The sequence below is a fragment of the Acidovorax sp. Leaf78 genome, from assembly GCF_001422735.1.
Classification (GTDB): Bacteria; Pseudomonadota; Gammaproteobacteria; order Burkholderiales; family Burkholderiaceae_C; genus Acidovorax.
Genome location: NZ_LMLZ01000012.1, coordinates 268,591 through 295,095 on the forward strand (window position 1 = coordinate 268,591; position 26,505 = coordinate 295,095).

General features: G+C 66.0%; 22 protein-coding genes and 3 pseudogenes. 7 read left to right on the forward strand and 18 right to left on the reverse strand.

The window, feature by feature from the left end; translation table 11 throughout:
• Positions 1-10: 10 nt before the first annotated feature.
• The 7 genes from ASF16_RS09695 to ASF16_RS09720 form a co-directional block, all read right to left on the reverse strand.
• On the reverse strand, positions 11-1,381 hold the full coding sequence (locus ASF16_RS09695; protein WP_056165711.1) for an HlyD family efflux transporter periplasmic adaptor subunit: 1,371 nt from the start codon (positions 1,379-1,381) through the stop codon (positions 11-13).
• 199 nt (positions 1,382-1,580) lie between these two features.
• Positions 1,581-3,062: an efflux transporter outer membrane subunit gene (locus ASF16_RS09700; RefSeq protein WP_235507314.1), complete on the reverse strand. Its 1,482-nt coding sequence runs from the start codon at positions 3,060-3,062 to the stop codon at positions 1,581-1,583.
• A gap of 85 nt (positions 3,063-3,147) precedes the next feature.
• Positions 3,148-3,678, reverse strand: a complete 531-nt coding sequence (locus ASF16_RS09705; protein WP_056165714.1) for a MarR family winged helix-turn-helix transcriptional regulator — start codon at positions 3,676-3,678, stop codon at positions 3,148-3,150.
• A 219-nt stretch (positions 3,679-3,897) separates the two neighbouring features.
• Complete coding sequence (locus ASF16_RS26715) at positions 3,898-4,104, reverse strand: hypothetical protein (RefSeq protein WP_235507315.1); 207 nt, start codon at positions 4,102-4,104, stop codon at positions 3,898-3,900.
• Between the two features lie 12 nt (positions 4,105-4,116).
• On the reverse strand, positions 4,117-4,536 hold the full coding sequence (locus ASF16_RS26720) for a zeta toxin family protein (protein ID WP_235507334.1): 420 nt from the start codon (positions 4,534-4,536) through the stop codon (positions 4,117-4,119).
• A gap of 23 nt (positions 4,537-4,559) precedes the next feature.
• Positions 4,560-4,901 carry a hypothetical protein gene (locus ASF16_RS09715; RefSeq protein ID WP_056165717.1) on the reverse strand — a complete coding sequence of 114 codons (342 nt, stop codon included), beginning with the start codon at positions 4,899-4,901 and terminating at the stop codon, positions 4,560-4,562.
• Positions 4,902-5,016: 115 nt separating this feature from the next.
• Positions 5,017-5,427, reverse strand: a complete 411-nt coding sequence (locus ASF16_RS09720) for a nuclear transport factor 2 family protein (protein WP_056165720.1) — start codon at positions 5,425-5,427, stop codon at positions 5,017-5,019.
• A 95-nt stretch (positions 5,428-5,522) separates the two neighbouring features.
• On the opposite strand from ASF16_RS09720, the gene ASF16_RS09725 reads away from it, so the two are divergent.
• From ASF16_RS09725 to ASF16_RS25395, 3 genes and pseudogenes are all read left to right on the forward strand, one after another.
• Complete coding sequence (locus tag ASF16_RS09725; RefSeq protein ID WP_056165723.1) at positions 5,523-6,410, forward strand: LysR family transcriptional regulator; 888 nt, start codon at positions 5,523-5,525, stop codon at positions 6,408-6,410.
• Between the two features lie 321 nt (positions 6,411-6,731).
• A pseudogene (locus ASF16_RS09730) lies at positions 6,732-8,680 on the forward strand (phosphatase PAP2 family protein).
• 329 nt (positions 8,681-9,009) lie between these two features.
• Entirely contained in the window at positions 9,010-9,795 is a 786-nt protein-coding gene (locus ASF16_RS25395) for an NPP1 family protein (RefSeq protein WP_082516828.1), read from the forward strand.
• A 213-nt stretch (positions 9,796-10,008) separates the two neighbouring features.
• Here ASF16_RS25395 and ASF16_RS09735 read toward each other — a convergent pair whose 3' ends face one another.
• The 5 genes and pseudogenes from ASF16_RS09735 to ASF16_RS09750 form a co-directional block, all read right to left on the reverse strand.
• Positions 10,009-10,980: a 2-hydroxyacid dehydrogenase gene (locus tag ASF16_RS09735; RefSeq protein WP_056165726.1), complete on the reverse strand. Its 972-nt coding sequence runs from the start codon at positions 10,978-10,980 to the stop codon at positions 10,009-10,011.
• Between the two features lie 81 nt (positions 10,981-11,061).
• Positions 11,062-11,523 carry a nuclear transport factor 2 family protein gene (locus ASF16_RS09740; RefSeq protein WP_056165729.1) on the reverse strand — a complete coding sequence of 154 codons (462 nt, stop codon included), beginning with the start codon at positions 11,521-11,523 and terminating at the stop codon, positions 11,062-11,064.
• Between the two features lie 188 nt (positions 11,524-11,711).
• Positions 11,712-11,906: pseudogene (locus ASF16_RS26090) on the reverse strand (5-dehydro-4-deoxyglucarate dehydratase); the annotation flags it as partial.
• Positions 11,840-12,647: pseudogene (locus tag ASF16_RS09745) on the reverse strand (5-dehydro-4-deoxyglucarate dehydratase). The pseudogenes ASF16_RS09745 and ASF16_RS26090, both read right to left, overlap by 67 nt.
• A gap of 48 nt (positions 12,648-12,695) precedes the next feature.
• Positions 12,696-13,670, reverse strand: coding sequence for a tripartite tricarboxylate transporter substrate binding protein (locus ASF16_RS09750; protein ID WP_056165732.1), 975 nt, complete (start codon positions 13,668-13,670; stop codon positions 12,696-12,698).
• Positions 13,671-14,052: 382 nt separating this feature from the next.
• On the opposite strand from ASF16_RS09750, the gene ASF16_RS09755 reads away from it, so the two are divergent.
• From ASF16_RS09755 to ASF16_RS09765, 3 genes are all read left to right on the forward strand, one after another.
• Positions 14,053-15,159 carry a beta-propeller fold lactonase family protein gene (locus ASF16_RS09755; RefSeq protein WP_056165735.1) on the forward strand — a complete coding sequence of 369 codons (1,107 nt, stop codon included), beginning with the start codon at positions 14,053-14,055 and terminating at the stop codon, positions 15,157-15,159.
• Between the two features lie 66 nt (positions 15,160-15,225).
• Positions 15,226-16,323 carry an SMP-30/gluconolactonase/LRE family protein gene (locus tag ASF16_RS09760; RefSeq protein WP_082516829.1) on the forward strand — a complete coding sequence of 366 codons (1,098 nt, stop codon included), beginning with the start codon at positions 15,226-15,228 and terminating at the stop codon, positions 16,321-16,323.
• Between the two features lie 86 nt (positions 16,324-16,409).
• The gene (locus ASF16_RS09765) at positions 16,410-17,402 is read left to right on the forward strand and encodes a tripartite tricarboxylate transporter substrate binding protein (protein ID WP_056165738.1); all 993 of its coding nucleotides are present in this window, start codon (positions 16,410-16,412) and stop codon (positions 17,400-17,402) included.
• 71 nt (positions 17,403-17,473) lie between these two features.
• On the opposite strand, the gene ASF16_RS09770 is transcribed toward ASF16_RS09765, so the two are convergent.
• A complete protein-coding gene (locus ASF16_RS09770; protein ID WP_056165741.1) occupies positions 17,474-17,779 on the reverse strand; it encodes a helix-turn-helix transcriptional regulator in 306 nt (101 codons plus the stop codon).
• A 230-nt stretch (positions 17,780-18,009) separates the two neighbouring features.
• Between ASF16_RS09770 and ASF16_RS09775 the strand changes: the two genes are divergently transcribed.
• The gene (locus ASF16_RS09775) at positions 18,010-20,061 is read left to right on the forward strand and encodes a tetratricopeptide repeat protein (protein ID WP_056165744.1); all 2,052 of its coding nucleotides are present in this window, start codon (positions 18,010-18,012) and stop codon (positions 20,059-20,061) included.
• Between the two features lie 72 nt (positions 20,062-20,133).
• Here the strand turns inward: ASF16_RS09775 and ASF16_RS09780 are convergent, their stop codons facing one another.
• The 5 genes from ASF16_RS09780 to ASF16_RS09800 form a co-directional block, all read right to left on the reverse strand.
• Positions 20,134-20,463 carry an EthD family reductase gene (locus ASF16_RS09780; protein ID WP_056165747.1) on the reverse strand — a complete coding sequence of 110 codons (330 nt, stop codon included), beginning with the start codon at positions 20,461-20,463 and terminating at the stop codon, positions 20,134-20,136.
• A 211-nt stretch (positions 20,464-20,674) separates the two neighbouring features.
• Positions 20,675-21,169 carry a hypothetical protein gene (locus ASF16_RS09785; protein WP_056165750.1) on the reverse strand — a complete coding sequence of 165 codons (495 nt, stop codon included), beginning with the start codon at positions 21,167-21,169 and terminating at the stop codon, positions 20,675-20,677.
• 237 nt (positions 21,170-21,406) lie between these two features.
• Complete coding sequence (locus ASF16_RS09790) at positions 21,407-23,236, reverse strand: ABC transporter ATP-binding protein (protein ID WP_056165755.1); 1,830 nt, start codon at positions 23,234-23,236, stop codon at positions 21,407-21,409.
• A gap of 475 nt (positions 23,237-23,711) precedes the next feature.
• A complete protein-coding gene (locus ASF16_RS09795; RefSeq protein WP_056165759.1) occupies positions 23,712-24,179 on the reverse strand; it encodes a CopD family protein in 468 nt (155 codons plus the stop codon).
• Between the two features lie 272 nt (positions 24,180-24,451).
• Positions 24,452-25,816: a diguanylate cyclase domain-containing protein gene (locus tag ASF16_RS09800; RefSeq protein WP_056165762.1), complete on the reverse strand. Its 1,365-nt coding sequence runs from the start codon at positions 25,814-25,816 to the stop codon at positions 24,452-24,454.
• Between the last annotated feature and the right edge of the window lie 689 nt (positions 25,817-26,505).

Here is a 26,505-nt window from a genome sequence, read left to right on the forward strand (position 1 = left end):
GAACCCCGGCTTACTGCACCGCTGGCGACTGCAGGGACTGTGACGACGCTGCGGGGGCTGACGCATGTTTTTCGACACGGGGCGCAGGGAGCGTCGTGGCGAGTGCCGGAGCCTTTGCAGTGCCTGTGCCTGCAGCGCCCACTTTGGGCGACGCCGCGGCCACGGCGGCCTTGCTGCTGCGGCCCAGGTTGGCGGCGATGATCTGCGCGACTTCATCGTCGGCTGCCTTGAACTGCTCGTCGAACACGGCGGTGGCGGCCACGGGGGTGGAGCGCTGCGTGTCGGCCAGGGTCTTGCCGCTCTGGTCGGCCGTGTCCACCTTGACTTCCATCGACAGGCCCACACGCAGCGGGTGCTCGGCCACCTGCTTGGCGTCCAGCGCGATGCGCACGGGCACGCGCTGCACCACCTTGATCCAGTTGCCCGTGGCGTTCTGTGCGGGCAGCAGCGCAAACGCTGCGCCGGTGCCGGCACCCAGGCCGGTGACAGTGCCGTGGTACTTGACCTTGGTGCCGTACACATCGGCTTCCAGCTCGGCGGGTTGGCCGATGCGCAGGCTCTGCAGCTGGCTTTCCTTGAAGTTCGCGTCCACCCACAGATCATTCAGGGCCACCAGCGTCATCAGCGGTGCGCCGGCCTGCACGCGCTGGCCCACCTGCACGCCGCGCTTGGCGACGTGGCCGTCCAGCGGCGCGACCAGTTGGGCGCGTTGCACGGCCAGGTAGGCTTCGCGCACGCGGGCCGAGGCGCGCTGCACGTTGGGGTGCTGCTCGATGGAGGTGCCTTCGGTCTGCGTCTGGCTGGCGGCCAGTTGCTCTTGCGCGGCCACCACGGCCGACTGTGCGGCGGCCACGGTGCTCTTGGCGGCCGTGACCTGGGCAGTGGCGTGCTGGAACTCTTCCTTGCCCACGGCGCCGCTGGCCATCAGCGGTGCGCGGCGGGTCACGTCGTCTTGCAGGCGTGCGGCTTCGGCCTGGGCGCGGGCCAGGTCGGCACTGCGCAGGCTGACCTGGGCCTTCAGCGTGGAGTTGTTGGCGAACAGCGTGCGCACCTCGCGCACCGCCTGCGCCAGCTGGGCCTCGGCCTGCTCCAGCGCCACGCGGGCGTCGGCGGGGTCGAGCTTGACCAGCAACTGGCCGGCCTTGACGTAGTCGGTGTCGTCCGCGCCGATGGAGACGACGGTGCCGCCCACCTGGGGCGTGATCTGCACCACGTTGCCCGCCACGTAGGCGTTGTCGGTGGTTTCAAGGTGGCGGCCATTGGCCCAGTGCCAGGCGCCCCAGCCGATGGCGGCGATCGCCACGGCAGCGGCGATCACGGTCAGGCCGCGGCGGCGGGCGGGGTTGGTGGCTTCTTTGGGGGTGGCAAGGGGTTCGCTCATGGCAGTGGTCTTTCAGGAATGCTTGTTATGTGGTTTTTGTAGGGGGCTGGCTCGGGGCAGGCTCGGGGCTGTCGCACTGGTCAGCGTTCAGGCGTCATCCCGACTGTTCGGGCTGAGCCTGTCGAAGCCTTGCGCGGCGCTTCGACAGGCTCAGCGTGAACGGGTGGCGGATCGGCATGTGTGCAGCCTCAGTGGATGTCTATCGCGTCGCGGTCTGCAGTACTGCCGTGTCATCCGTCCAGCCGCCACCCAAGGCCTTCATCAACTGCAGGCGGGTATCGAGCTGGCGGGCGCGCAAATCAACGGCCAGACGGCGCTGGGCCAGGACCTGGTTTTCGGTGGAGAGCACCACCAGGTAATTGCCCAGACCCGCCCGGTAGCGCTCTTGCGCAAAGCGGTAGGCCTTCTCGGCGCTGGCCACGGCGTCGTCCTGCAGCGCTTGCTGGCGGGTGAGCGACTGGATGGAGGCCATGGCGTCGCCGGCTTCCTTCACGGCATCGAGCACCGCGCCGTTGTATTGGGCGATGGCGGCGTCCAGCTCGGCCTGGCGGCCACCCAGCTGCGCGCGCAGACGGCCGCCGTCAAAGATGGGCAGGCGCAGGGCAGGGGTCACGCCCATCTGGCGCGAGCCGGCATTGAACAGGTTGTCCAGGCCCAGCGAGTTCAGGCCGATGAAGGCGGCGATGTTGATGTTGGGATAGAACTCGCTGCGCGCGCTGTTCACGCCTTGCGTGGCGGCTTCGACGCGCCAGCGCGCGGCCACCACGTCGGGGCGGCGGCCCAGCAGGTCGGCGCCCAGCACGTCCGGCACCGTGTTGCGCTGCAGCTGGGCGAGCTGCGGGGCCAGCGTCGGCAGCGCATCGGGCGCCTGTCCGCTCAGCACCGCGATCTGGCGGCGGGCCAGGGTGATCTGCTCTTCCAGCGCTTCGATCTGGGTGCGGGCGTCGGGCACGGCGGCCTGGGCCTGCGTCAGCTCGACCTGGCTGTCCAGGCCGGCGGACACGCGTTCCTGCGTCAGGCGCTGCTGCTCTTCGCGCTGCGCCAGGGCGCGGGCGGCCACGTCGCGTTGGGATACCAGCCGGGCCAGCGCCACATAGCTGCGGCCCACCTGCGCGGCCAGAGTGTTGGCGGCGGCGGCCGCATCGGCCTGTGCAGCGCGGGCTTGGCCCAGCGCGGCCTGCAGCTCGGCCGCATGCTGGCCGAAGAAGTCCGGCGACCACGACAGCGTGGCCTGCACCGTGCCGCTGTTGTAGGTGTTGCCGGCGATGGGCGCGGGCACCAGGCCGTTGGCGGTGTAGCGCTGGCGGGTCACATCCACACCCAGGTTGGCCTGCGGGCCGTTGGCCGCTTCGCGCACTTGGCTCAGGGCAACCGCCTGCTCCAGCCGGGCGCGGCTGACGGCCAGGCTGGGGCTGCCTTGCAGGGCTTGTTCGATCAGCGTATTGAGCTGTGCATCGCCGAGGGTGGTCCACCACTGGCTGGGTGCGGCGGTGTCGCTGGCGGTGGATGCATTCAGGCCCACGGCGGCGGGCGTGGTCTGCGCCAGCGGGGTGTGCGGCGCGCCGGGGCTGGCGCAGCCGACCAGCAGGATGGCGGCGGCCAGGGCCAGTGCCGACACGGCGAAATGGGCGGCAAAGGCAGAGCGGACCGAGGGCAGGGGAGTGGTGGCGGTGGTGGTCACGGGGTTCTCCAGAATGGTTTTGGTGTGTTGTATGGAGGAGGACGAAGGCGGTTGCATCGGTGGGGCCAAGGCCCCGGGCGTTCCTTCATGCTGACGGCGCCGAAGATGCAGCCGGCGTTGAAGGCGTTGACGCCGCTGAAGGCGGCTTGCCGTTCACCAGCATGCGGCGCAGCAGGCTCAGCAGCAGTTGCCACTCCGCATGGCTGAAGTCGCTGAGGTGGACGTTGAGCACGTCGGCCAGCACCGCCGGCACGCGCGATGCGACCTGGTCGCCATCGGGCGTGAGCGTCAGGCGGACGACGCGGCGGTCGGTGGTGGACCGCTCGCGCACCACCAGGCCCTTGGCCTCCAGGCGGTCCATCGCGCGGGTCATCGAGGCCGGGTCGGTCTCCAGGTCCCGCGCCAGGCTGGCCACGGTGGTCTGGTCGCAGCGCGAGATCTTGAACAGCGGCAGCCACTGCGCATACGTGAGGTCGTGCGTAGACAGCTGCGCGTCGGCCTGCGTGCGGATCGACGACATCACCTTGCGCATCAGGTAGCCCACGCTTTCCTCAGGCTCCAGGTGGCTGGGGCTGTAGAAACCTTGGGCGGAAGAATCGGAAGGCTGAGATGTCATGGGTAGGGAATTTAATTGACTAGACAATGATTGTCTTGGCAATGAGAAACACCCACAACGGCATCAGGGATTTTTTGTGCGGCGGGTTTGCTATGAAATGGATAGCGGCTAGCGCAATGTGGTCAAGCGGTAGGGGCAGATTTTTAGCCTGATGTTGGCCGCCCACGCTCGGCGCAGTCCGCCGTTGACGCCCCAGAAGCCAGCGCCTCAACCAGCTAGTCAGTGCCCGACCAGGCGCCGGGCCCATGCGGGCAGCGGTGGGACCAGCGGCGTGGTCTGCGTGGGGGAGCACATCGCCACCAGTTGTGGCCCGGTGTCCATGGCTTCGGCAGCGTCATACAGGTACGACACGTCGGCCCTGCGCACGGCCAGGGCCAGGTTGTCCATGGTGCGGGGGTAGCGCGCCAGGATGCGGTCTGGCGGCACGGCGTGCCCGCCTTAGCGCACGCGCTGCGCCACGCGGGGCAGCAGCCGCGCCGGGTCGTCCAGCGCCACGATGTACAGGGCCACTGTGTAGCCGCATCGCTGGGCGTCTTCAATCAGCGTGAGTTTGGAGGGGTGCGAAAACACGGTCTCGCTGGAGAAATCAGCACCTTCGCGCAGCAGCGTGGCCCGGCGCGCATCGGCCCATTGCCGGGCGGCTTCGGACCGGTCCTCAGGGTCGGCGATGTGCTGCAAGTGCGCCTGTTCATGCAGGTCGGCGTTCACGAATTCCAGCGGCGGGCCCAGGATGCCTTCGCGCACCAGCGCGCGGTACAGCGTGGATTTGCCTGCGCCGTTGGGGCCGGCCAGCAGGTGGAACCAGCGGGGTGGGGTGGCGATGCCGGGTGGTGAAGAGCGAGACTGCGAAGATGTCATCAAGCCATCACGCCATCCGGCCGTCAAGCGGCGGTGGCGCCGACCTTGGCCTGGTTTTCCTGAACCACCTCACGCACCCGCTGGGCCAACGTGCCGCGCGTTTGTGCAGCCAGCAGACGGGCGGTAAGGGCGTCCACCGACGCCGGGGCCGCCAGGGGGTTGTGCCGCGAGGCGGCAGCCTCGTACTGTTCGATGGCGCTGCGGGCTTCGGAGACGCTCAAACCCGTGTGTTCCACGATTTGCCCCAGCGTGGCCCAGTATTCGATCTGGCTGGCCACCGAGCGGCGCATGGGCTGCGCGGCCTGGCGGGCCTGCTCCACCAGGTGCGCGGGAAGTTTGACGGATGAAAAGGCGGTGGCGGTCATGGTGATCTCCTGATTGGCGCATTTTGCGCCAATCAGGCTAAAGCCGCAATGCCGCCCAGCACGCCGCGCGCGGTGCGCAGCGGCCATCGCCCGAGCTTGGGCCCACGCGCGCGCATCAGTCGGGCGCGTATTTGTCGCCCACCTCTTCGCGCAGGGGGTGGGTGTCGTAGACGATGTTCATGTCGCGGATGAGCGCGCTGCCCGCGTCGAAGGTGAACACGTCCACGCAGGTGAAGGTCACTTCGCGTCCGTCGTTCAATGTCCAGTCATAGCGGAAGTACGCGGCAACGCGCACGGCGCCCCCGTCAGCGGCAGGCAGCACGGAGCCAAAGAGGTCCAGCACGGTGATCACGCTGCCGCTGGAGGCCTGGGCCAGCTTCTTGAAAAAGTCGCTGGCGCGCATCGTGCCCAGGAAGGGTGAGTGCACCACGCCATCGGGCTCGAAGCACGCGATCAGTCCGTCGGTGTTGCTCGCATGCAGGTGGCCGAGGTAGGTGCGTACGGTGTCAATCGGTTGCTGGGTCACTGGGTGTATCTCGCTGATGTGGATGGATGCCTGAGCTTCGCGCCGTCTGCGCCGTCCGGCAAGCGACAATGGCGCTCCATACATAAATGCGGCTTATGTATCTTCGCCACCTTGAGTACCTGCGCTCCATCATCGAACACGGCAGCTTTGCAAGGGCCGCGCTGGCCTGCGGCGTGTCGCAACCGGCGATCAGCCAGGGCATGAAGTCGCTGCAGGCGCACTTTGCCGCCCCGCTGCTCGTGCGGCAGGGGCGCCGCTACCTGCCCACCGACCTGGCCCGAGCGGTGTCGGCCGAGGCGGCGTCAGTCGGAGAGCGTATCGACGCGCTGCCTCGGCTGGGCACAGGCGCGGCGGAACGCCACCAGCTGCGTGTGGGGCTCACCTCGTCTGCAGCCATGGTGTGCGGGCCGGTGTTGTACCGGGGCTGGTGCGTGCCGCAAGGCAGGCGGTCCCTGGCCATGGCGACGGCAGATGAGGGCAGCTTGCTGGCCGGATTGCTGCAGGGGCGGTTCGACGCGGTCATTGCGCCCCGGCCGCGCAAGTTCGACCATGCGGACGTGTCCGCCCGGCGGCTGTACGACCTGCAGCCGCTGGTCTACGCGCGCCGCCGCCATCCATTGGTCCAAGCCCGGTCGCTCGGGCAGCTCCAGGGCGCGGCCTGGGCCTGCGTGGGGCCGAGCGTCAGCGGGCCGGTGGATGTGCTGACCGAGGCACACCGCGTGCGGCGCATGCCCGCGCCGCGCATGGCGGTGCGCTGCCCTGATTTCGCCAGCCTGCTGAACCTGGTGGCAACGTCGGACCTGCTGGCCGTGGTGCCGCACCCTGCATTGCTGGGCGGCGCCGCGCCGCAGGTGGCAGCGCTTCGGCTGGCCGAAGCCTTGCCGCTGTATGCCATGTGGCTGTTCGAGTTGCGCCACCATGCGCCGCGCATCGGCCCGCAGCTGTTGGCCGACCTTGTGGCGGCCGGCGAACCGGTGCCGTGAAGTAACTCTGCGGCCGCGATGCAGGTCTGTCGGCCTGCCGCTGAAAACCCCGCAGTCGTCGCGACTTGCGGGGATTTATTCTTTATTGGGCGCACCAAAAGCGCTTTGTAGGCCATCGAAGAAGCACGGGTACAGGCGCGCGCCCCGGCAGCGCTCTGCAGGCGTGGGTTTCAGCTGCACGTGACACCCGTTTGACCGTCCAGCAGGCGTCACGCAAATGTCATGGGCCGTTTCTACAGTGCCACGCAGCCGGCCCGCGTGGGCCTGCACCGGCGCTGTTCGCAGTGACCGCCTTTGCCCGTCCAACCCGTGTCCTCCGTCATGTTGCAGCCTCCCACCTACCGCCCCCTCATCATTGCCCTTGCCGCCGCCCTGGCCCTGTCCGCCTGCGGAGGGGGAGGCGACGCAGAGCCGGCCGCCCCGCAAGCACCCGTCGGCCTGGGCCGTGCCGATACCGCCCCGTGCCCAACGAGGCCACCACCCCTCCGTTCGTCGACTTCGCATTCACCAACCAGCGCGGCGACGCGCGCTACGCCACGCTCGCCACCAACGCCGGGGTGCGCGTGCTGGGCGGGTTCCTCGACATCTGGAAGCCCAGCACCCAGCTGGTGGACGCCGGCGTGATTGCCTCGGCCAACGGCACCTTCCCGGCCATTGCCCCATCGAGCTGGAGCGGCATCCCCGGCGACGCCACCGACGGCACGGTGCTGAACCGGGACGTGCATGCCCGCAACATCCAGTACGTGGTGGACGCCACCACACGCCGAACCGCCGCGCAGGCGCAGTCGGCCTACCTGGATGACCGGCGCGGCAAAGGCTACAGCGTGACCGACGGCCTGGGCCCGCTCACCAGCGCATGGCGTACGGCCGCGCAGCAGACCACATCCATCACCAACGTCCCGACCGACGCTACCAGCGTCGTGTACAACGACACCGGCAACAACGTGGGCGTGGGAGGCAGCGCCAATACCAGCTTCGGCACGGTGGTGGACTTTTTGGGGGGCATCGGCGACAACGGCTCTACCGAGCCTGCCAAGCGGTTCTACAAATACGCACGCCCCTGGCGCTGGAGTGCCAGCGTTCAGGTCGTGCCCGCCCTGGTGCCCGCGAAGGGCACCGCCGCCGCTACCGACGGCGGCTTCACCAGCGGCCACACCGCCGAAGGTGTGCGCGACGCCATCGCAATGGCTTATGTGGTGCCCGAGCGCTTCCAGGAAATGCTAGCCCGTGGGCTGGAACTGGGCGAAAGCCGCATCCTGGCCGGCATGCATTCGCCCCTGGACGTGATCAGCGGCCGCATCCACGGCCAGGCCGTGGCTGCCGCCAGCATCGCCACCGGCGTGAACGCTCCGCGCAAGGCCGCCGCGCTGGCCCAGGCGCGCGGCACGTTGATGGCCGCCGTGGGCGCGAAAACGCCCGCCGAGTTCCAGCAGTTCGCACACTCGCAGCCCGTGGGCACCGACCGCTTTGCCGACCGCGCCACGAACAAGGCCGAGTACCTGCGCCGCATGACCTTCGGCTTCGCGCCGATCGGCGACACCACGCGCGCTGCCGTAGTGCCCAAGGGCGCAGAAGTGCTGCTCGAAACCCGCTTCCCGTACCTGGATGCCAGCCAGCGCCGCGTGGTGCTCAAGACGACGGCCATCGCCTCGGGCTACCCGGTGATGGACGACGCCGAAGGCTGGGGGCGCCTGAACCTGTTTGCGGCAGGCGACGGCTACGGCAACTTCAACGGCGATGTGGCAGTGGCGATGGACGCCGCGCAAGGCGGCTTCCACGCCCTCGACACCTGGCGCAACAACATTGCCGGCGCCGGCAAGCTGACCAAGCGCGGCAGCGGCACGCTGGCGCTGTCAGGAGCCAACAACTACACCGGTGGCACCGAGGTCGCGGCTGGCGCCTTGCAGGCGGACTCCGCCAATGCAGCAGGCAAGGGCGACGTGTACCTGAGCGGCGGCACCTTCATCAGCAACGCAGCCTCCGCGGTGGTCATTGGCGGTGCGTATACCCAGGGCGCCAGCAGCACGCTGGACCTGCGACTGGGCGCCAACGGCGCGGGCCAATTGAACGCCAGCGGCCCGGCGACGCTTGCAGGTTCGCTGGTGGTCAGCTTCCAGGCGGGCTACACCCCCGCAGTGGGCCCCACCATCACCATCGTGCGGGGCAGCATGGTGCGTGGCACGTTCGGCTCGGTCACGGTCAAGGGCTTCAAGGTGACGCCCGTGTACCTGAATGATTCGGTGCAGCTGCACATAGACGCCATATCCTGAGTTTTTCGCTATCACCATCTCGCGCGCAGCCTGATCGGCGGGATGGTTGTAGTTCGAAAGTGAGTTGCTTCAGGGCCCACGCACAGTGGGACGAATCCGTTGGTAGGCGGGTGGTGACCTGCTATGGACCAGCCGCGCAGCGCAGCGCATTGCGATGCGGGACGTATGGTTAATGTAGCTGTCGTCGGGCTTGAAAAGAGTATTTAATGGTATGGGTAGGTTAATTTTGAATATTAAATATTGATGTATTGCTTATAAGATTTGGACGGTTTTTATGCGGGATGCTTGAGCCCTGAATTTTCCTACACCACTTCATTTGGAGGCGGATCATGGTCAAAAATCGCAATTTTACCCAAATTATATTTTCTGCATGTATCGCGGCGATGTGTTGTGGAGCCGCGCACGCGCAAAGTGGATTGAACGAAGCCGACGAATTTTCTGAAGACGGTGGAGCATCGGTCTATTTTCATAGCCTGCCCCATAACCAAATTGTGAACTTTCCGGAGAGCGTGGATGATTTTGAAGCCACTTTCAAGCCCAGGCTTTTTGTGGATGGAGGCTGTGTACCGTACCCTGCCGTGGATGCCTACGGCAATGTAGGCCGGGGTTTGCGTCCTACCTATCCCGTCAATGGAGGGTGTTCACAAAGCATTGGCCAGGTATATGTTCGGGCGGAGCCTTACCACAATGAATGTGCTGTCATGTATGCATGGTATTTTCCCAAGGATATCGTTGTTCTCGGTCAGGGACATACCCATGATTGGGAGGCCGTCGTCGTTTGGTTGAGCCAATGTTCTCCGCAAGCCCAAATCAATGCAGTTTCTTACTCGGCACATGGCGGGTATCAAACGCTTTTCCGTCCACCTCTTTACGGGTCGAGGCCACTGGTGAAATACACAGAGACAGATTTCCCTTTCAACCACAGCTTGACCTATACGGACCATCTGGGCGGCTCTCAACCCGCCATTGCGTGGTCTCGACTGACACCAGCTGCTCGCCAAGCCCTCTCCGATGCTGATTTCGGGGCGGCGATTGTTCCGTTCAAAGATAGTACCTTTCAACACAGTCTTGACAAGGCGTGGGAAAGTCGATTGCAACCGCTCGAGGTCAATTAGTCGTTATAATAAATTCATATTAATGAATATTTAATATCAACCAAATTTTGATTTGGTTGCGACCATTTGCGTTTGCTGGCGGGCCGCTGTGGCGTGGCTTCGGCGATTGCTGCCAGTTATTTTCAAGTACGCGGTCGGTTGGAGCTGCGGCGAGTTTGAACTCGGCGACGATGTCATTGAGTGTCCCATGCTATGACTTGATGTGGCAATTCCCTACTGAGGCCGAGTGGTCCCAGGCACGGGCACGCTCACCGCGCCCTGTGTGTAAAACGCGTCAAGATTCTCCAGCACCAGGTCCGCCATGGCCCGGCGGGTTTCGTGGGTGGCGCTGGCTGTGTGCGGGGTGAGCACAACGTTGTCCAGCGCCATCAGGTGCGGCGGTACAAGAGGCTCGTCCTCGAAGACATCCAGGCCTGCGCCGGCGATTTGGCGGTGGGTCAGCGCATCGATCAACGCGGCTTCATCCACCACGCTACCGCGCGCCACGTTGATGAGGAAACCTTGCGGGCCCAGCGCTTGCAGCACGGTGCTGTCCACCAGATGGCGCGTGGCCGGTCCACCGGCGACGGTGAGCACCAGGTAGTCTGCCCAGCGCGCCAGCTCGACCAGCGACTCGAAGTACTGCTGCGCGATGTCGGGGTCGCGGCGGCGGTTGTGGTAGCCGACCTCCATGCGGAAGCCGCTGGCGCGCTCGGCCACGGCCTGGCCGATGCGGCCCATGCCGACGATGCCCAGGCGCTTGCCCGAGACGCGGCTGCCCAGGGCGAAGCGGCCCTGCGTCCATGCGCCGCGCCGCACGAAGCGGTCGCTGGCGGCAATGCCGCGCGACACGTCCAGCATCAGCGCAAAGGCCATGTCGGCCACGCAGTCGTTGAGCACGCCGGGCGTGTAGCCCACCTGCACGCCGCGCGCCTTGGCGGCGTCAATGTCCAGCGCGTCGAAGCCCACACCGAAGCTGCTGATGACCTGCAGGTGGGGCAGGGCGGCAATCACGTCGCCCTTGAGGCCGATGGATGCAGTGGTCACCACGCCCGAAAACTCCGCCCCATGCAACGCCAGATAACCGGCCGGGTCGGCCTGGTCCGCCAGGCAGGTGACGTGGTAGCGGGCGGCCAGTTCTGTCTCCAGCGCAGGAAGTGGCAGGCGGCCGATTTGCAGGATGCGGGGCAGGGCGGTGGTGGTCATGGGTGCGGAAAAGAATGGTGGGCGCGAATGGCCCTCAAAGAAAAAAGGGCCGCATCGGCGGCCCTTGGTCGGGAATGGGCTTCAAGCCGCGACGCGCACGGCCTGGCGGGCCAGCAGCTTCCAGCTGCCGCCTTGATCCTGCCACACGCCCAGGATCTTGATCTGCACCTTGCCGGGCTTGCCTGAGTCGTTGGTGTCGGCCGTGAGCGTGTGGCGCACGATGGCGGTGTTGCCCACGACCTTGATGGTCTGCTCGGTGATGGCGATGGTCACGAAGTCCGACTTGCCGGCCACCAGGTCGCCGATGAAGCTGTCCTTGGTGTCCACGCGGCCGCCAGAGTGACCGTAGCTCAGGTCATCAGCCACCAGCTGGGCCAGGGCCGCAGGCGTCGGGTCTATCATGGCCACGCGCAGGCGCTCGGCCGCAGCGGCCACGGCCTGCTCGGATGACGCCGATGAAGCGGCGGTGGTGCGGGTTGCGCAGCCCGAAAGAGCTGCCACGGTCACGATGGCCGCCGTGGCGAGAACGAGTTTCCTGAACATCTTGTCTGTCTCCTTTGTTGTGTGTGATGGATGACGAAATGAAGAGCGTTGCGTGCCACAGGTAGACCACCGCGCCCGTGCACGGCCGGTCGCGGGGTATTCATGTCGAGATCTTCGATATCGCGCAAAGCCTTTTTGCGGGGCAAGCCGTGCGGCCGCCGCAACGCCCCGGAGGGCGTAGCCCTTGCTTATTGAGGGCCGAGCTTGTCGATCAGCGCCTTGAGCTCTTCCACCTCGGCGGGCTTGAGGTCCGTCAGCGGTGCGCGCACCGGGCCACCGTCGTGGCCCACGATCTTGGCGCCCGCCTTGATGATGCTCACGCCGTAGCCTTCCACCCGGTTGCGAATCGCCAGGTAGGGCATGAAGAACTCCTTGAGCAGCTTGGCCCACCGTCGTGGCCCACGATCTTGGCGCCCGCCTTGATGATGCTCACGCCGTAGCCTTCCACCCGGTTGCGAATCGCCAGGTAGGGCATGAAGAACTCCTTGAGCAGCTTGTGCTGSGTGGCGRTGTCGTCTGCCGCCACGGCCTTGTAGAACTCCATCGCCGTCTTGGGGATGAAGTTGAACACCGCCGACGAATACACCGGCGTGCCCAGCGCCTTGTAGGCAGCCGCATAGACCTCGGCCGTGGGCAGCCCGCCCAGGTAGGAGAAGCGGTCGCCCATCTTCATGAAGATCGARGACATGGTCTCGATGTTGCCCACGCCGTCCTTGAAGCCGATCAGGTTGGGGCAGCGGTCRGCYAGGATGGCCAGGGAGTTGGCRGTCAGCTTGGTGCGGTCGCGGTTGTAGACGATGACRCCRAACTTCACGCTGGCGCACACCTGGGCCACATGCTCGATCAAGCCTTCCTGGCCGGCTTCGGTCAGGTAGTGGGGTAGCAGCAGGATGCCGTGGGCGCCCAGGCGCTCGGCTTCTTGTGCATGGGCGATGGCGGTACGGGTGGGGCCACCGGCACCGGCAATGATCGGCACCTTGCCGCGGCAGGTGTCCACCGCGGTCTTGACCACCTGGCCGTACTCGGGGCCCGACAGCGAGAAGTACTCCCTGCTCGTCGAAGTCGGTGATGGGGAACGACAGCAGGCCGGAGCCCATGATGGATTTGAGTTCTTGCGGGTTCATGGTCATTGCAACGAGGAGGAAGGTGAATGAAAAAAAGTGGGGACGTACTCAGTCGAGCTTGATGTTGGCGGCCTTCACCACGGCGGCCCAGCGCGCGCGTTCTTTGGCAAAGAACTGGTCTTGCTCGGTGGGGGTCATCGTGACTACTTCAGCACCCTGGCCGGCCAGGCGCGAGCGGATTTCAGGCGCGCGGATGGCGGTGATGAGGGCCTTGTTGAGCTTTTGCACCACGGCTTCGGGCGTGCCGCGTGGCACCAGGATGCCCTGCCATGTGCCCGACTCGTACCCCGCCACGCCCTGTTCGGCAATGGTGGGCACGTCGCCGATCAGCGGCATGCGCGTGGCCTTGGACACGCCCAGCACCTTGAGCTTGCCGTTCTGCACCTGGGGCAGGGTGGCCAGCATGCCGTTCATCAGCACCTGGGTCTGGCCTGCCACTGTGTCCTGGATGGCGGTCACGCCACCCTTGTAGGGGATGTACTGCCAGCGCGCGCCGCTCGCGCGCTCCAGCGCCACGCCCGCCAGGTGGGGGGCGCTGCCGGTGGCCGTGACCGCAAAGTTCAGGTCGTTCTTCTTGGAGTAGGCGACCAACTCCTTGAGGTTGCTCACCGGCACGGAAGGGTGCACCACCAGCAGGTGGGGCGAGTAGGCCAGCATGGTCACGCCACGCAGGTCTTTGGAAGGGTCGAACGACAGCTTGGTATAGACCGAGGGGCTGATGGCCAGTGCGCCCACGTCGCACAGCAGAACGGTGTAGCCGTCCGGCTCTGCCTTGGACACGAAGTCTGCACCCAGGTTGCCGTTGGCACCGGGCTTGTTCTCGACAATGACGCTTTGCTTGAGTGCTTCGGACAGCGACTGGCTGATGGAGCGCGCAATGATGTCGGAGCTGCCACCTGGAGGGTAGGGCACCACGATGCGCAGGGTCTTGGCAGGCCAGTCGGTGGCGGTCTGTGCCGTAGCGGAGGCTGCTGCCAGGGCGGCGGTGCAGGCCAGAAGAATGGCGCGGCGGTTGAAAGTCATGGAATGTCTCCTTTGCTTGGGTTGTTGTTAGTCATCGTACAACTAAGCGAGGGACAGCGCAATCACTCAAGGCTAAAAGCGCGGGTTTACCCTCAAAAAATCAGGGTAATCACTGATATTTTAGGTAGGAATTCTCTGTGTTCTCATAGGGAAAAGGCGGCTTGGAGGTTCTTTCAAAACCTCGGGTAATCCCTTTGCCACGCCTGTGATCAGTCGAGACACAATGGCGCCCATGTTGTATGACGACATATCACGATCCGCGTGCAGGGCCGGCATTGTGGCGTCGTTGTGCGGTGACTGCTGACCCACGCGCCGGAGCCGGCGGCCGTCATCAACCAGCGCAGAGGCAACTTTCAAGCCGTTTAAAACCAAGGGGACAGGGATGATCGCAGCACTTCGCACTTCGCGCCGCGGCGCACGACTGGCACAGCTGGCGCTTGCCGCAGGCACCGCATTCGCCACGCCTGGCGCGTGGGCCGCCACCTGGGTGTATGTCTCCAACGCCGATAGCCAGGATGTGTCGGTGTTCGAACTGGACCGCAGCGCCGCGGCGCTCAAGCCGGTGGACACGACCGCAGTCGGCGGCATGGCCATGCCCATGGCCGTGAGCCCGGACAAGAAGGTGCTGTACGTTGCATTGCGCTCGCAGCCGTTCCGCGTGGTGAGCCTGGCGATCGACCCCGCCAGCGGCAAGCTGCGCAAGTTGGGCGAGGCCCCGCTGGCCGACAGCATGGCCAATATCGACACCGATGCCACGGGGCGCTGGCTGTTTGCGGCCTCGTACCCCGGTCACAAGATCACGGTCAATAGCATTGGCAAGGACGGCGCGGTGGGGGCGGTGCAGCAACTCATCCCTACGGCGCCGAACGCGCACGCCATTCACGCCGACGCGACCAACCGCTTTGTGTTCGCCACCAGCCTGGGCGGCGACAACCTGTCGGCCTGGCGCTTCGATGCCGAAACCGGCAAGCTTTCTGCGAACGAACCCGCCCTCACCACGGTGGCACCTGAAAAATCGGGCCCGCGCCACTTTGTGTGGGACAAGGGCCAGCGCTTCATGTACGTGCTGAACGAACTGGACGCCGCCGTGCACGTGATGGCCTACGACGCTGCGCGCGGTGGCCTGCGCTCGGTGCAGCGCGCCAGTGCACTGCCAACGGGCTTTACCGGCAAGCCCTGGGCGGCCGACCTGCACCTGTCGCACGATGGCCGCACCCTGTATGCGTCCGAGCGCACCTCCAGCACGCTCAGCAGCTTCCGGGTCGATGCGGCCACGGGCCAGTTGCAGCCGCTGGGCCAGGTGCCCACCGAAAAATCCCCGCGCGGCTTTGCGGTGGACTCGTCCGGCCGCTTCCTCATCGCCGCAGGGCAGGAGTCGCACCAGGTGTCGCTGCACCCCATCGACCCCGCCACCGGCATCCCCGGTGCGCCCACGCGCGTGCCCGCGGGCAAGAACCCCAACTGGGTCGAGATCGTCGACCTGCCCTGAGCCCGGCGTCCGACAACGCACTGGCACCGAAGCGAACCCGATGACAACCCGAGGAGACACCGCCGCATGAGCCCGCAGCCACCGACCGACCAGGCCTCCAACCCCACAGCCTCAACGGCCCCCACCGCAGCGCCGGCCTCGCGCCGTGCCTTCATGGCCGGCGCCATCGCCGCCGCAGGCACCGGCGGCCTGGCGCAGGCCCAGTCCTTTGACTTCAAGCCCAACCAGCGCTACCCCGATCCGGCCGTGCAGGTGCTCGACCCGTCGTTTGCCAAGTACCGCCTGTTCAGCAGCAGCGTGGAGCAGATCGCCACCGGCTTTCGGTGGGTAGAGGGGCCTGTGTGGGTGGGCGACGGCCGCTACCTGCTGTTCTCGGACATCCCCAACAACCGCATCGTCCGCTGGGACGAGGCCACGGGCCAGACGGGCGTGTTCCGCCACCCGGCCAATTTCTCGAACGGCCTGGCGCGCGACCGGCAGGGCCGCCTTCTGGTGTGCGAGCACCTCACGCGCCGCGTGACCCGCACCGAATACGACGGCAGCATCACCGTGCTGTCCGACGGCTTCAACGGCAAGCGCCTGAACTCTCCCAACGACATCGTCTGCAAGAGCGACGGCTCCATCTGGTTCACCGACCCGCCGTTCGGCATCGGCGGCCATTGGGAGGGCGACAAGGCCACGTCCGAGCTGCCGCATTCCGTCTACCGCATCGACCCGAGCAGCGGCAAGACCGAGCTGGTGCTGAATGACCTGGCCGGCCCCAACGGCCTGTGCTTCTCGCCCGACGAAAAACGCCTGTACATCGTCGAAGGCCGCGCGCAACCGAACCGACTGGTCTGGGCGTTTGACGTGGGCACCGGCGCACGCCTTGCCAACAAGCGCGTGCACATCGACGCGGGTGGACCGGGCGCCCTCGACGGCATCAAGTGCGACGAGGACGGCAACCTGTGGTGCGGCTGGGGCAGCAATGGCTCGCCCAGCGCCAGTGCGGCCGACCTCGACGGCGTGATGGTGTTCAACCCCGCGGGCAAGCCCATCGGCCACATCCGCCTGCCCGAGCGCTGCGCCAACCTGGTGTTCGGCGGGCTCAAGAAGAACCGCCTGTTCATGGCCAGCAGCCATTCCGTCTACGCGCTGTACGTGGAGACGCGGGGCGCCGTCTAGGCGCCATCGCACGCCTACCTGGCCCTGGGCCTAGCCCCCTCATTCCACCCGTTTCATCCCATCATCCACAAACCAGGAGACTTTCCATGCAACGCAGAACCCTCATCCACACGGCCGCTCTGGCCGCCGCTGTGGGCCTCGCCGCCCTGCCGGCTGCGGCCCAGGGCACCTGGCCCACCGGCAAGACCATCAGCTACGTCGTGCCGTTTGCCGCAGGCGGCACCACCGACACGCTGGGCCGCCTGATCGGCCAGCAGCTGGGCACGGCCCTCGGGACCACCGTGGTGGTCGAGAACAAGGGCGGCGCGGCTGGCAGCATCGGCTCCGAAGCCGCGGCCCGTGCCGCGCCCGACGGCTACACGCTGCTGGGCGGCACCGTGAGCTCGCACGCCATCAACGTGAGCCTCTACCCCAAGCTGGGCTACGACCCCATCAAGTCGTTCAGCCCGGTCACGCTGATCGGCACCAACCCGGTGGTGCTGGTGGTGTCTGCCAACAGCCCGCACAAGACGCTCAAGGACGTGCTGGCTGCGGCCAAGGGTAAAGAGGGCGGCCTGTCGTCGGCATCGGCCGGTACGGGCAGCTCGCAGCATCTGGCGGTCGAATTGCTGGCCTTCAAGTCGGGCGTGAAATTCACGCACATCCCGTACAAGGGCAGCGGCCCGGCCATCCAGGACGTGATCAGCGGCCAGGTCGACATGATGTTCGACACCACCGTGGTCGCGGCCCCGCACATCCAGAGCGGCAAGCTTCGCGCCATCGCGGTGACCTCGCCCAAGCGCCTGGCGTCGATGCCCGACGTGCCCACGGTGGCAGAGTCGGGCGTGAACGGCCTGGCGGACTTTCAGGTGCAGTCGTGGCAGGCCATTTTCGTGCCGGCCAACACGCCGGCACCCATCGTCACGCGCCTGCATGACGAGATCCGCAAGATTCTGGCCCAGCCCGACATGCAGACGCGCCTGAAGGGCTTCGGCATGGAGCCTGCCGACATGACCACCGCCCAGATCGCGACGTTCCAGAAGGCCGAAGTGGACAAGTGGGCCCAGGTGATCAAAGCCGCCAATATCAAGGTGGACTGAGCCACCAGCTTTTTTCCAGTGATCTCCCTGTAAGTAGGTTGCGGAATGGTCTTCGGGCCATTCCGCTTTTTTTATGGAGCGTCGGCAGAGAGGGCCGCGCCGGGGCGCCGGGCCAGCACGTAGTGGGGGTGCTGCCCGGTGAGCAGCAGGAACATGGCGTACGCGGGCCCCTGCATGTTGCGTTCATCGGTATTGCTCTCGAGCGCCTGCCAGGTGCGCGACTGCACGCCGCCGCGGCTGCCGGTCTGTAGTGGATAACCCATCAGCTCCGCGGCCTGGGCCTGGCTGAGGCCGGCGGCGGTGCGGCTGGCCTTGAGCTGGTCGCCGGTGGGGATGGGCATGGCAATGGGGATGGCAGGGCGTGGAATCTCGGGCATGGTTTTGCTATGAAAATGAGAGCTTTTTGCGCTGCAGGGGGGCGCGTCAGAGGCCATTTTTAGTCAAAATACCCCGCCGACATATGGGTGTGGCGCAGGCGCGTCATTGGAGAAGATAGAGGAACGGCCGCGATGCCTGTCGACGTGGGCAGCTCCTAGAATTATTCTCACTTGACGAGCGTCAACACTGACAACAAGCCGCGCACCCAGCGGCATCCGAGGAGGGATTCGTGAGTTACACCATCCAGATCTGGGAAAAGCCCGCGGATTGGCCTTGGCCCACCACCAAGGCCGAAGCGGACGCGCAGTACGAGCGTGCGGAGGCTGCTCCCCAGCTGCCCATGAACCCTAAGTTCGCAGCCTGGGCCCAGGCCGTCGAGCAGCGGTTTCCGGGGTTCTGGGACGTCTACCTCGGTGGCCCGGAGTTGACCGATCCCACCTGGGGTGTGGGTATCAACACCCGTTCTTCGGACTGGGGCCAGCCGTTTGACGATGGCTGGGAGCAGGCAGTCCGGTTGGGTCTGAACTTGTATGACCCGCAAAGCGGTGTGCATTACTTGGCCAACGGCGATGCGCCCGAAGAGCCGGATCTGCCGGTGCGGCGTGCGGCGCGCTTTCGCGAGGCTGGCGACGATGCCGGAGCCTGGGCGGAGTACCGCCGCTGGGCTGCGCGGGGCAACCCGCATGCCGTCTACGCGCTGGGCCGGGCCTTGCGCTTTGGCACCATGGGCCAGCGCAGGCACTTTGACCTGGCAGCCGCGCTGCAGCTCATGGGCGCACACGATGCGGAAACTCGTCAGGATGCCCAGACGTTTTTCCAGCGGTTTCCCGACGAAGCCAAGTCGCGCATACAGGTGTTGATGGCGCGCCTGAAGTCGGCGCCAGGCGAGCAACTGCTGCAAATCATCGACCACGATCGCAAAGCGGTGGACGCCGCTGTGGCCCGCAGCGAGCAATTGGCCCTGTACTCGCGCAAACACATCGAAGCCACTGATGCCCTGCAGCCTGCTGCGGCCCAGGGCCACGAGGTCGCAGCCTTCCTGCATGCGCTGGATACCGTGATCGGCTGGGAGCAGCCCAACTACGAAAGCGCCCGCTACTGGTGCCAGCGCGCGGCCGAGTGGGACCACGAGCCCGCCAAGCGCCTGCTGGCCGTGATGCACGAGCGGGGCTGGGGCGGCACGGTGGACACGCAGCAAGCCATGAAGTGGAGCGCCGCCGCGCAAGAGCAACGGCAACGGGCGCAGACAAAGCAGCGGGCAATGGAGGAGGCCGAATCGCCCGGCGGCCTGAGCCTCGTGCCCATGGCGCCCGCCTCACCTGCGCCTGGCCCAGCAGCACCTGTAGCCTGGACCGGCAACGTGCTGCGCGACCTGCCAGGCTGGTATGCGCGCGAAGGCAACCCCCATGCCGCCTTTCACCTGGGGACGAGTGACGAGCACGGCCGCTATGGCGCACCTGTCAACCTGGCCCAGGCCCGTGCCTGGTACGCCCATGCGGCAGAGGCGGGCCATGCCGATGCCACCTACAACCTGGGGAACTTCATCGAGAGCGGAAAGGGAGGCGCCAAGGACGTGCTGATGTCCAAGGCGCTGTTCATGCTGGCCAACACGCGCGGCACCACCATGCAGGTAGCCGACCTGCGTATCCGGCGTGAAGAGCAGAGCCCCGTGCGCGCCCTGGTGGCCGCGCTGCGCGAGCCGGGACGCCTCTGCGCAGTGCTGAAGGAGCGGAGCCTTTTGGCACCAGTGGCGGTTGTTGCACCTGTGGCGCCTCTGCCGTCAGCCGGCAAGCCCCTGGCGGCCACTGCGGCAGCAGGCCTGTCTGCCACGGAGTGGGGCCGCACGGGCGAGGCCGCGGCACAGACCGCCGGGAGTCCGCGCAATACACCCGCTGCACCTGCTACCTCTACCGCCAGGCCGCGCCCTCCAGCCACGTTGGACGACGGCGAGAGCGAAGCGCTGCCGGGGAGCGCAGGCCGCCGAGGGCGAAACAGCCCGGCCGCCACTTCGGGTTTTTCGTTGCACTTGGGCCATGTGGCGCTGGCCATCGGTGTGGCCAATGTGGTGTTGCTCATTGCGTTCGTGAAGCCTGGCGCGAGTTTTCGGATGGCGATGGCGGCGCTGGGGTTGGTCGCAGCCTTCGGTGCCTGGCGCACCGCGCGCGATTTCGACTGGTCGGTGCCTGCGCGCGCTGTGGCGGCGGTGTTGGCGGCCGTGCCCATCTTGGGCATGGCCGTGTGCCTGAGTTTGCTCTTCAAGGCCGTGCGAGAGCGCGGGTGATCCGGCACCATGACCGCGGCGGAACCCCTCCCGGTGCCTGCCGAAGCCAACCGGGCAGACCAGGCATTGCCGTCAAGCGGCCGACACCTCGTGCTGCAGCATCTGCGCAAAGTAGGACTCGGGCGTGATGTTGGTGTAGTTCGGGATGTCCGCCGTCAGCTCCGCGGCCGTCTGGCGCGCTGCTGCTTGCGCCTGTGCGAGGTCGCTGAAGAAGGCGTTGGTCAGTGCCACCACCTGCCCGGGGCGGGGCTCGCCGGGGTAGAGCACGCGATCGCTCTCCAGCCGCACCAGGCCTAGCGGCTGCAGGGCCGCACGGGCAATGAGCATATGCTCGCTGTGGTAGTAGTCGTGGTCGAAGCTGGCGCCCTCGCGCCAGCGGTACAGGGCTGTGATCTTGATCATGCAGCGTGTCTCCCGTCAAAGGCCGCCGCCATGGCCGCCTGCGGCTTGAACGGTAAGGGCGCGCAGCCCGTGTCTGCAGCCGCTTGCGCGACAGTGCACGGCGACGGGGCCGATGATGGGCGTCATGGGAGTGCATTGCTCGGTGCCGCCAAACCTTCTTGGTGCGTGCACGCAGCCTCTTTCGAAGGAAAAGCGCGGCGTCGAACAGGTGCTACAACAGCACCCGACCCTCGGCAGGAAAGGCGCCTGACTGCAGTTCTTCGCGGGTCAAAGGTCGGCCCTGCCACACGGTGGCGTGCGCGGCGCCCGTCGCAACCCCCAGCTCGCGCAAGGCACGAATCTCCACCTGGGTGTATCCGCCCTCCGGGTCTCCGAGGGGGTGGATCACCATGCGCGGCGACGGGGTCATCAGGCGCTTCCAGCCAGCGGGAGCGGCCTGGATGACGAAGTGCTTGAGCACCGCTTCCGCCAGCACGAAGTCGGACACCAGGGACCGCGGATGCCCGAACGGGTTGGCCCACGACCCGCCCGACTGCGCCGCAGCCTGCCTGGCTGCGCGGCCTACCGCCAGGACGCTCGGCGTCGCGCCCGGAGACAACGCCACCTCCGGCAGGTCGCGGACCCGCACGTTGGACTTCACATTGAGCACGCTGACCTCGGCCGGCGAGAGCTGCACGTAGTACACGGGGAGCAGGGATTGGAGCATGGCGCTTTGACAAGGGGATGCCGCGAGCCTAGCACTGCGTGGCCTTGTGCCGCCACACGCCGAACCCCGGCGCGACGCTGCTGGAGGAGGGCGGTGAAAGCCTGAATGACCCGGTCACCGCGCCAACCAGCGCGCGGCAATCTCAAAAGCCCCATCGCGAGCGCACCCGTGGATCGCACTTTCCCGCGCCACAGGTGCGACCCCCAGGTGGGGGAGGCCCTCAGCGCCTTGAGGGGCCTACTCCTCCTCGCCCAGGAACCCGCCGCTCTGGTGGCCCCACAGCCGTGCGTAGACGCCGCCTTGCGCCAGCAGTTGCGCGTGGGTGCCTTCCTCGACAATGCGGCCGGCATCCAGCACGATGAGCCGGTCCATGGCCGCGATGGTGGACAGACGGTGCGCAATGGCGATCACGGTCTTGCCCTCCATCAGGGTGTCCAGGCTTTGCTGGATGGCGGCTTCCACTTCGGAGTCGAGCGCGCTGGTGGCTTCGTCCAGCAGCAGGATGGGCGCGTCCTTGAGCATCACGCGCGCAATGGCCACGCGCTGGCGCTGTCCACCCGACAGCTTCACACCGCGCTCGCCCACCTGGGCGTCGTAGCCGGATCGGCCCTGCAGATCGTTCAGGTTGTCGATGAACTCCGAGGCCTCGGCGCGCTGCGCTGCGGCGTGCATGTCTTCCTCGGTCGCGTCCGGGCGGCCATACAAAATGTTGTCGCGCATCGAGCGGTGCAGCAGCGACGTGTCCTGCGTGACCATGCCGATGTTGCGGCGCAGGCTGTCTTGCGTCACGAGTGCGATGTCCTGCCCGTCGATCAGTACCCGGCCCGAGCGCACGTCATGAAAGCGCAGCAGCAAGTTGACCAGGGTGGACTTGCCCGCGCCCGAGCGGCCGATGAGGCCGATCTTCTCGCCGGGCCGAATGGTGAGCTGCAACTGGTCGATGACGGGGCGGCCATTGCCGTAGGCAAAGCTCACATTGTCGAAGTGGACCTCGCCTTGGGTCACCTGCAGGGGCTGCGCGTCGGGTGCATCCACCACGGTGCGCGGCTTGGTCAGCGTGTTGATGCCGTCCTGGATCGTGCCCACACTCTCGAACAGCGTGGTCATCTCCCACATCACCCAATGGGCGTGGCCGGACACACGCAGCGTCATGGCAATGACGGCGGCGACGGCGCCAGCGCCCACCTCGCCCAGCGTCCAGAGCCACAGCGCGGTGCCGCAGGCGCCCAGGATCATGCCCACCACCAGCGCCTGGTTCACGATCTCGAAGCGGCTCACCAAACGCATCTGCGCGTAGCCCGTGAGCTTGAAGGCATCCATCGCCGCCCGCGCAAATTCCGACTCGCGCCGCGTGTGCGAGAAGAGCTTGACGGTGGCGATGTTGGTGTACGCGTCGGTGATGCGCCCGGTCATCACCGAGCGCGCATCGGCCTGCGCCTTGCCCACCTTGCCAAGGCGCGGCACGAAGTACCAGCACGCCAAGCCGTAGGCCACGATCCACACGGCGAAGGGCACGATCAACCGCGCATCGAAACCCGCCAGCAGCACGAGGATGGTGACAAGGTAGATACCCATGCCGATCACCACATCGGTGGTCGTGAAGATCATGTCGCGCACTGCCAGTGCGGTCTGCATGATCTTGGTGGTGATGCGGCCTGCAAACTCGTCGGCGTAGAACGCCATGCTCTGGCCGAGCATCAGGCGGTGAAAGTTCCAGCGCAGGCGCAGCGGAAAGTTGATGGCCAGCACCTGGTGCTTGAGGCTGGTCTGCAAGCACACCAGCACCAAGGTGCCCATCAGCAGGGCCACAATGCCCAGGATGGCGCCCTTGCGCTCGGCCCACAAAGCGGCTGGAGCCACCGTGGAGAGCCAGTCGACCACATGCCCGAGCACGGCGAAGAGCAGGGCCTCGAACACGGCAATCGCGGCGGACACGACCGCCATCGCGACCACGTAGCCGCGGACGCCCCGGGTGCCGTCCCAGACGAAGGCCATGAAGTCCTTCGGCGGCAGATGGGGTTCCGCAGGGGGATAAGGGGAAATGCGGCTTTCGAAATACTTGAACACGTAGCAAGGCTCCTTGGAACCTGTTCCATGTCTATGGGGGTGATCGCACTGGATTGGACTGGAATGACGGGACGCGTGTAGCGCGCCCTTGGGACTTTTGCCCGTGCAAAGCAGCAGGCGCGCGAGCCACGGCCGAGTTCATCGGCCCGAAATCACTCCAACCCCCTCTGGCAACCAGGTTGCCGAGCGGTCCGCGGCCCGGCGGCTTGGCGGCGTTCAGCGCTTGTGGACAGTCGGCAACGACGACAGCGTCGGCTGCGCGACCCGCCAAGCGTCTGTCCCGGCCGGCACTAGGCGACACTGAAAGACGTAGGAAACAGGTGGTGAACCCGTGATGGTAGAGGACCTGCGGTACTGGGGTGTGTCAGAAGAGGCCTTGTCCGCGGATTGCATGGGTGAACCGTAGGGGCTGCCAGCGCTGGCGCCGTTTTTGTGCGCGCATTATTTTGCGCGGTCGCGCAGGCCGGCCGCCGCGCTACAGCAGCACGGTGACCACCACGATCACCACGCCCAGCGCCAGATTAACGGCCACCCACTGGCGGATGCTGGCCATGGCCTGGCCGCCAGCGGGCCAGTCCGATGCTGCCACTGCGCGCTGCAGGCGCTTGAACAGTGCAAAGCGGATGTGGCCGAAGATGGCCATCATCACGATGCCCAGCGTGGCCATGATCGTCCAGTCGAGCGGCATCGCAAAGGCGCCGCCAGATTGCACCGTCTGCTTGGCCACCCGGCCGATCATCCAGAGCCCGCTGGCCAGCACCACCACCACAGCCACCGTCACGGCGGCCAGAAAGCGCTGCAGCACGTCGTGCATCAGGCGCAGGCGCTGCGGCGGCTCCAGCGACTGGGCGGCGGGACGTAAAAAGAAATGGGCAAAGACCATGCCGCCGATCCACACGACGATGGAGAGAATGTGGGCGAGTTTCAGAGCGTTGTAGAGCATGGTGGGGTATTTGAAATTGCCTGGTGTGCGGTGGATCCGAGCGAGGTCGCTTTGCGGCGGCGGGCCTTGCGCACGGATTGTGCCGCGAAGCGCTGTTGCGGCGACCCTCCGGCGCGTAGGGCCACAGGGCGCAGGGCTTGAAACACCATCGGCGTGCCCGTTGACCACACCTGTCAGTCACGTACCCAGCGACTGCTTTCGCCGCTTTCTCCCAGACCGGCTGTCGATGTGGAGCAGACGCGGTGTGCTGCGTCAGACAGGGCGAGCGGGCTTCACGGCGCCGCCATGCGCACCTGATTGCCGCCGTGCTTTTTGGACAAATACATGGCCTCGTCTGCGTGGGTCAACAGGTGGTGCGCGTCGGCTCCGTGCTCTGGGTAGACCGACACGCCGATGCTGGGCTGCACGGCCAGACGGTGCCCGCCCACCTCGAAGGCTTCGCTGAACGCAGCCAGAATCTTGCCTGCCACCGAGGCCGCGTGGTCGCGCACGTGGCCAGACTCCAGCAGCACCACGAATTCATCCCCGCCCAGCCGCGCCACCGTATCGGAGCTTCGCACGCAACTTTGCAGACGCTGCGCGACCTGCAGCAGCAGCAGGTCTCCCATCGCATGGCCCAGGGTGTCGTTCACGTCCTTGAACCGGTCCAGGTCGATGAACAGCAACGACAGCAGGCGCTCCTCCCGCCGCGCGCGGGCAAGCGCCGTGCTCAGGCGGTCCAGGAATAGCTGGCGGTTGGGCAACTGCGTGAGCTGGTCGTACTGGGCCATGCGCTCCAGCCGCTCGTGCAACTGCTTGCGCTCGATGGCGGCCGCCACCTGGGTGGAGACGAACTGCAGCAGTTCTTTGTCCTTGTCGGTGTACCGCCCTTGCTCCGTGTAGCTCTGCAGCACCAGGGCGCCCAGCACCCCGTTCTGGGTGGACAGCGGCACGGCCAGCCAATACAGCGGGGCGCCAGGGGCGGGTGCGGCCTGCGGTAGCGGCAGCACGCGGTGCATCGTCTCGGGCGTGATGAGCAGTGTGGTGCCGTTGTGGATGACTTCGCGGCACAGCCGGATCTGCTCGTCCGACACGGGCGCCGGAGCGCCCGGCAAAGACCCGTCGCCGGGGCGCGCGTGGTACGGAAAGCTCAGCGTGCCGCTACCCGCGTCGTGCAAGGCCACCGAAAAGTGGGCTGCGTGCAGCAGCACGCCCACGATCTCGTGAATGCGCTGGAACAGCGACTCCAGCGTGCGCGCGGCATGCGCTGCCTCGGAGATTTCGTAGATGGCCGACTGCATGGATTCGGTGAACTTGCGCTCGGTGATGTCGTGCGCCACAGCCAGACGGACCTTGCGGTCGGGCAGCCAGCGCGCGGTCCAGCGGATGTGGGCCACCGTGCCGTCCTTGCGCAGGTAGCGGTTTTCGAACTGCAGCTGCAACTGGCCCTCCATCACCCGCTGCGCTTGTTGCTGTGTGCCGGGCAGGTCGTCCGGGTGTACCAGGTCCAGCATGCGCAGTCCTACGGCTTCATCGGGCGTGTAGCCAAAGATGCGTTCGAACGCCGGGCTTACGAAAACAATGGTGCTGTCCGGCTGCACGACGCAGACAGCGTCCAGCAACAGGTCGACGATGTTCGCGGAGGAAATTCTTTGCATGGACTGTGCGTATCCGCGGGCGTAAGCAGAAAGCCCATTGTGCAGTGCCGTGCATCGGGTTGCCGCCCGCTGTGTGCAAACGCCACGCTGACGCGCGTTGGCTTGACGGCTTCCATGGCGGGCCGCTTGGTGCCGGGCTGCATGGGGTGGGCGGCGTGACGCATCCCTATGTGTTGAGAGTTGCGCCCTGAGAGCAGGCCTGCGCTTATGCGGGACTGTCCGCGGAAGGAACATTGCGCAGCACTCTTTCTGGCGTTCGTTTTTTGCAGCAAGACCAGCCTGCAATTCAGTGGAAACGGCCGCGGCGCCCGGTCACACAGATGCGAAATTCTGACTTGCACAAGTCAGAATAATATGTTGTGAGCACTGCAGATTTCGGTGGAATATGTCTTGTTGAAAAAAATGCCTGTTGCCATCGCTCCAATCGGCAGATTGTTGTGTGGGAAGAATTTTTTTGAAATTTTACGATTTCATCAACAAAGATAATTCACCTTCTTGTTGAATCGTCCCAGCCGGTTCAGTCACTTTTTGGTAACTCGCTTGCGCAACCGTAAGCATTCTGAGTTGACTTTGCCATCTGGAATGTGCCCACCTCGCACAACAGCCTTGCATTGGGCAAATAGAAAAGAGGACTTGGCGGGTTCAGTGCCCGTGCTCGGGAACAGATCCCAAGTGTGATGTAGATAGGC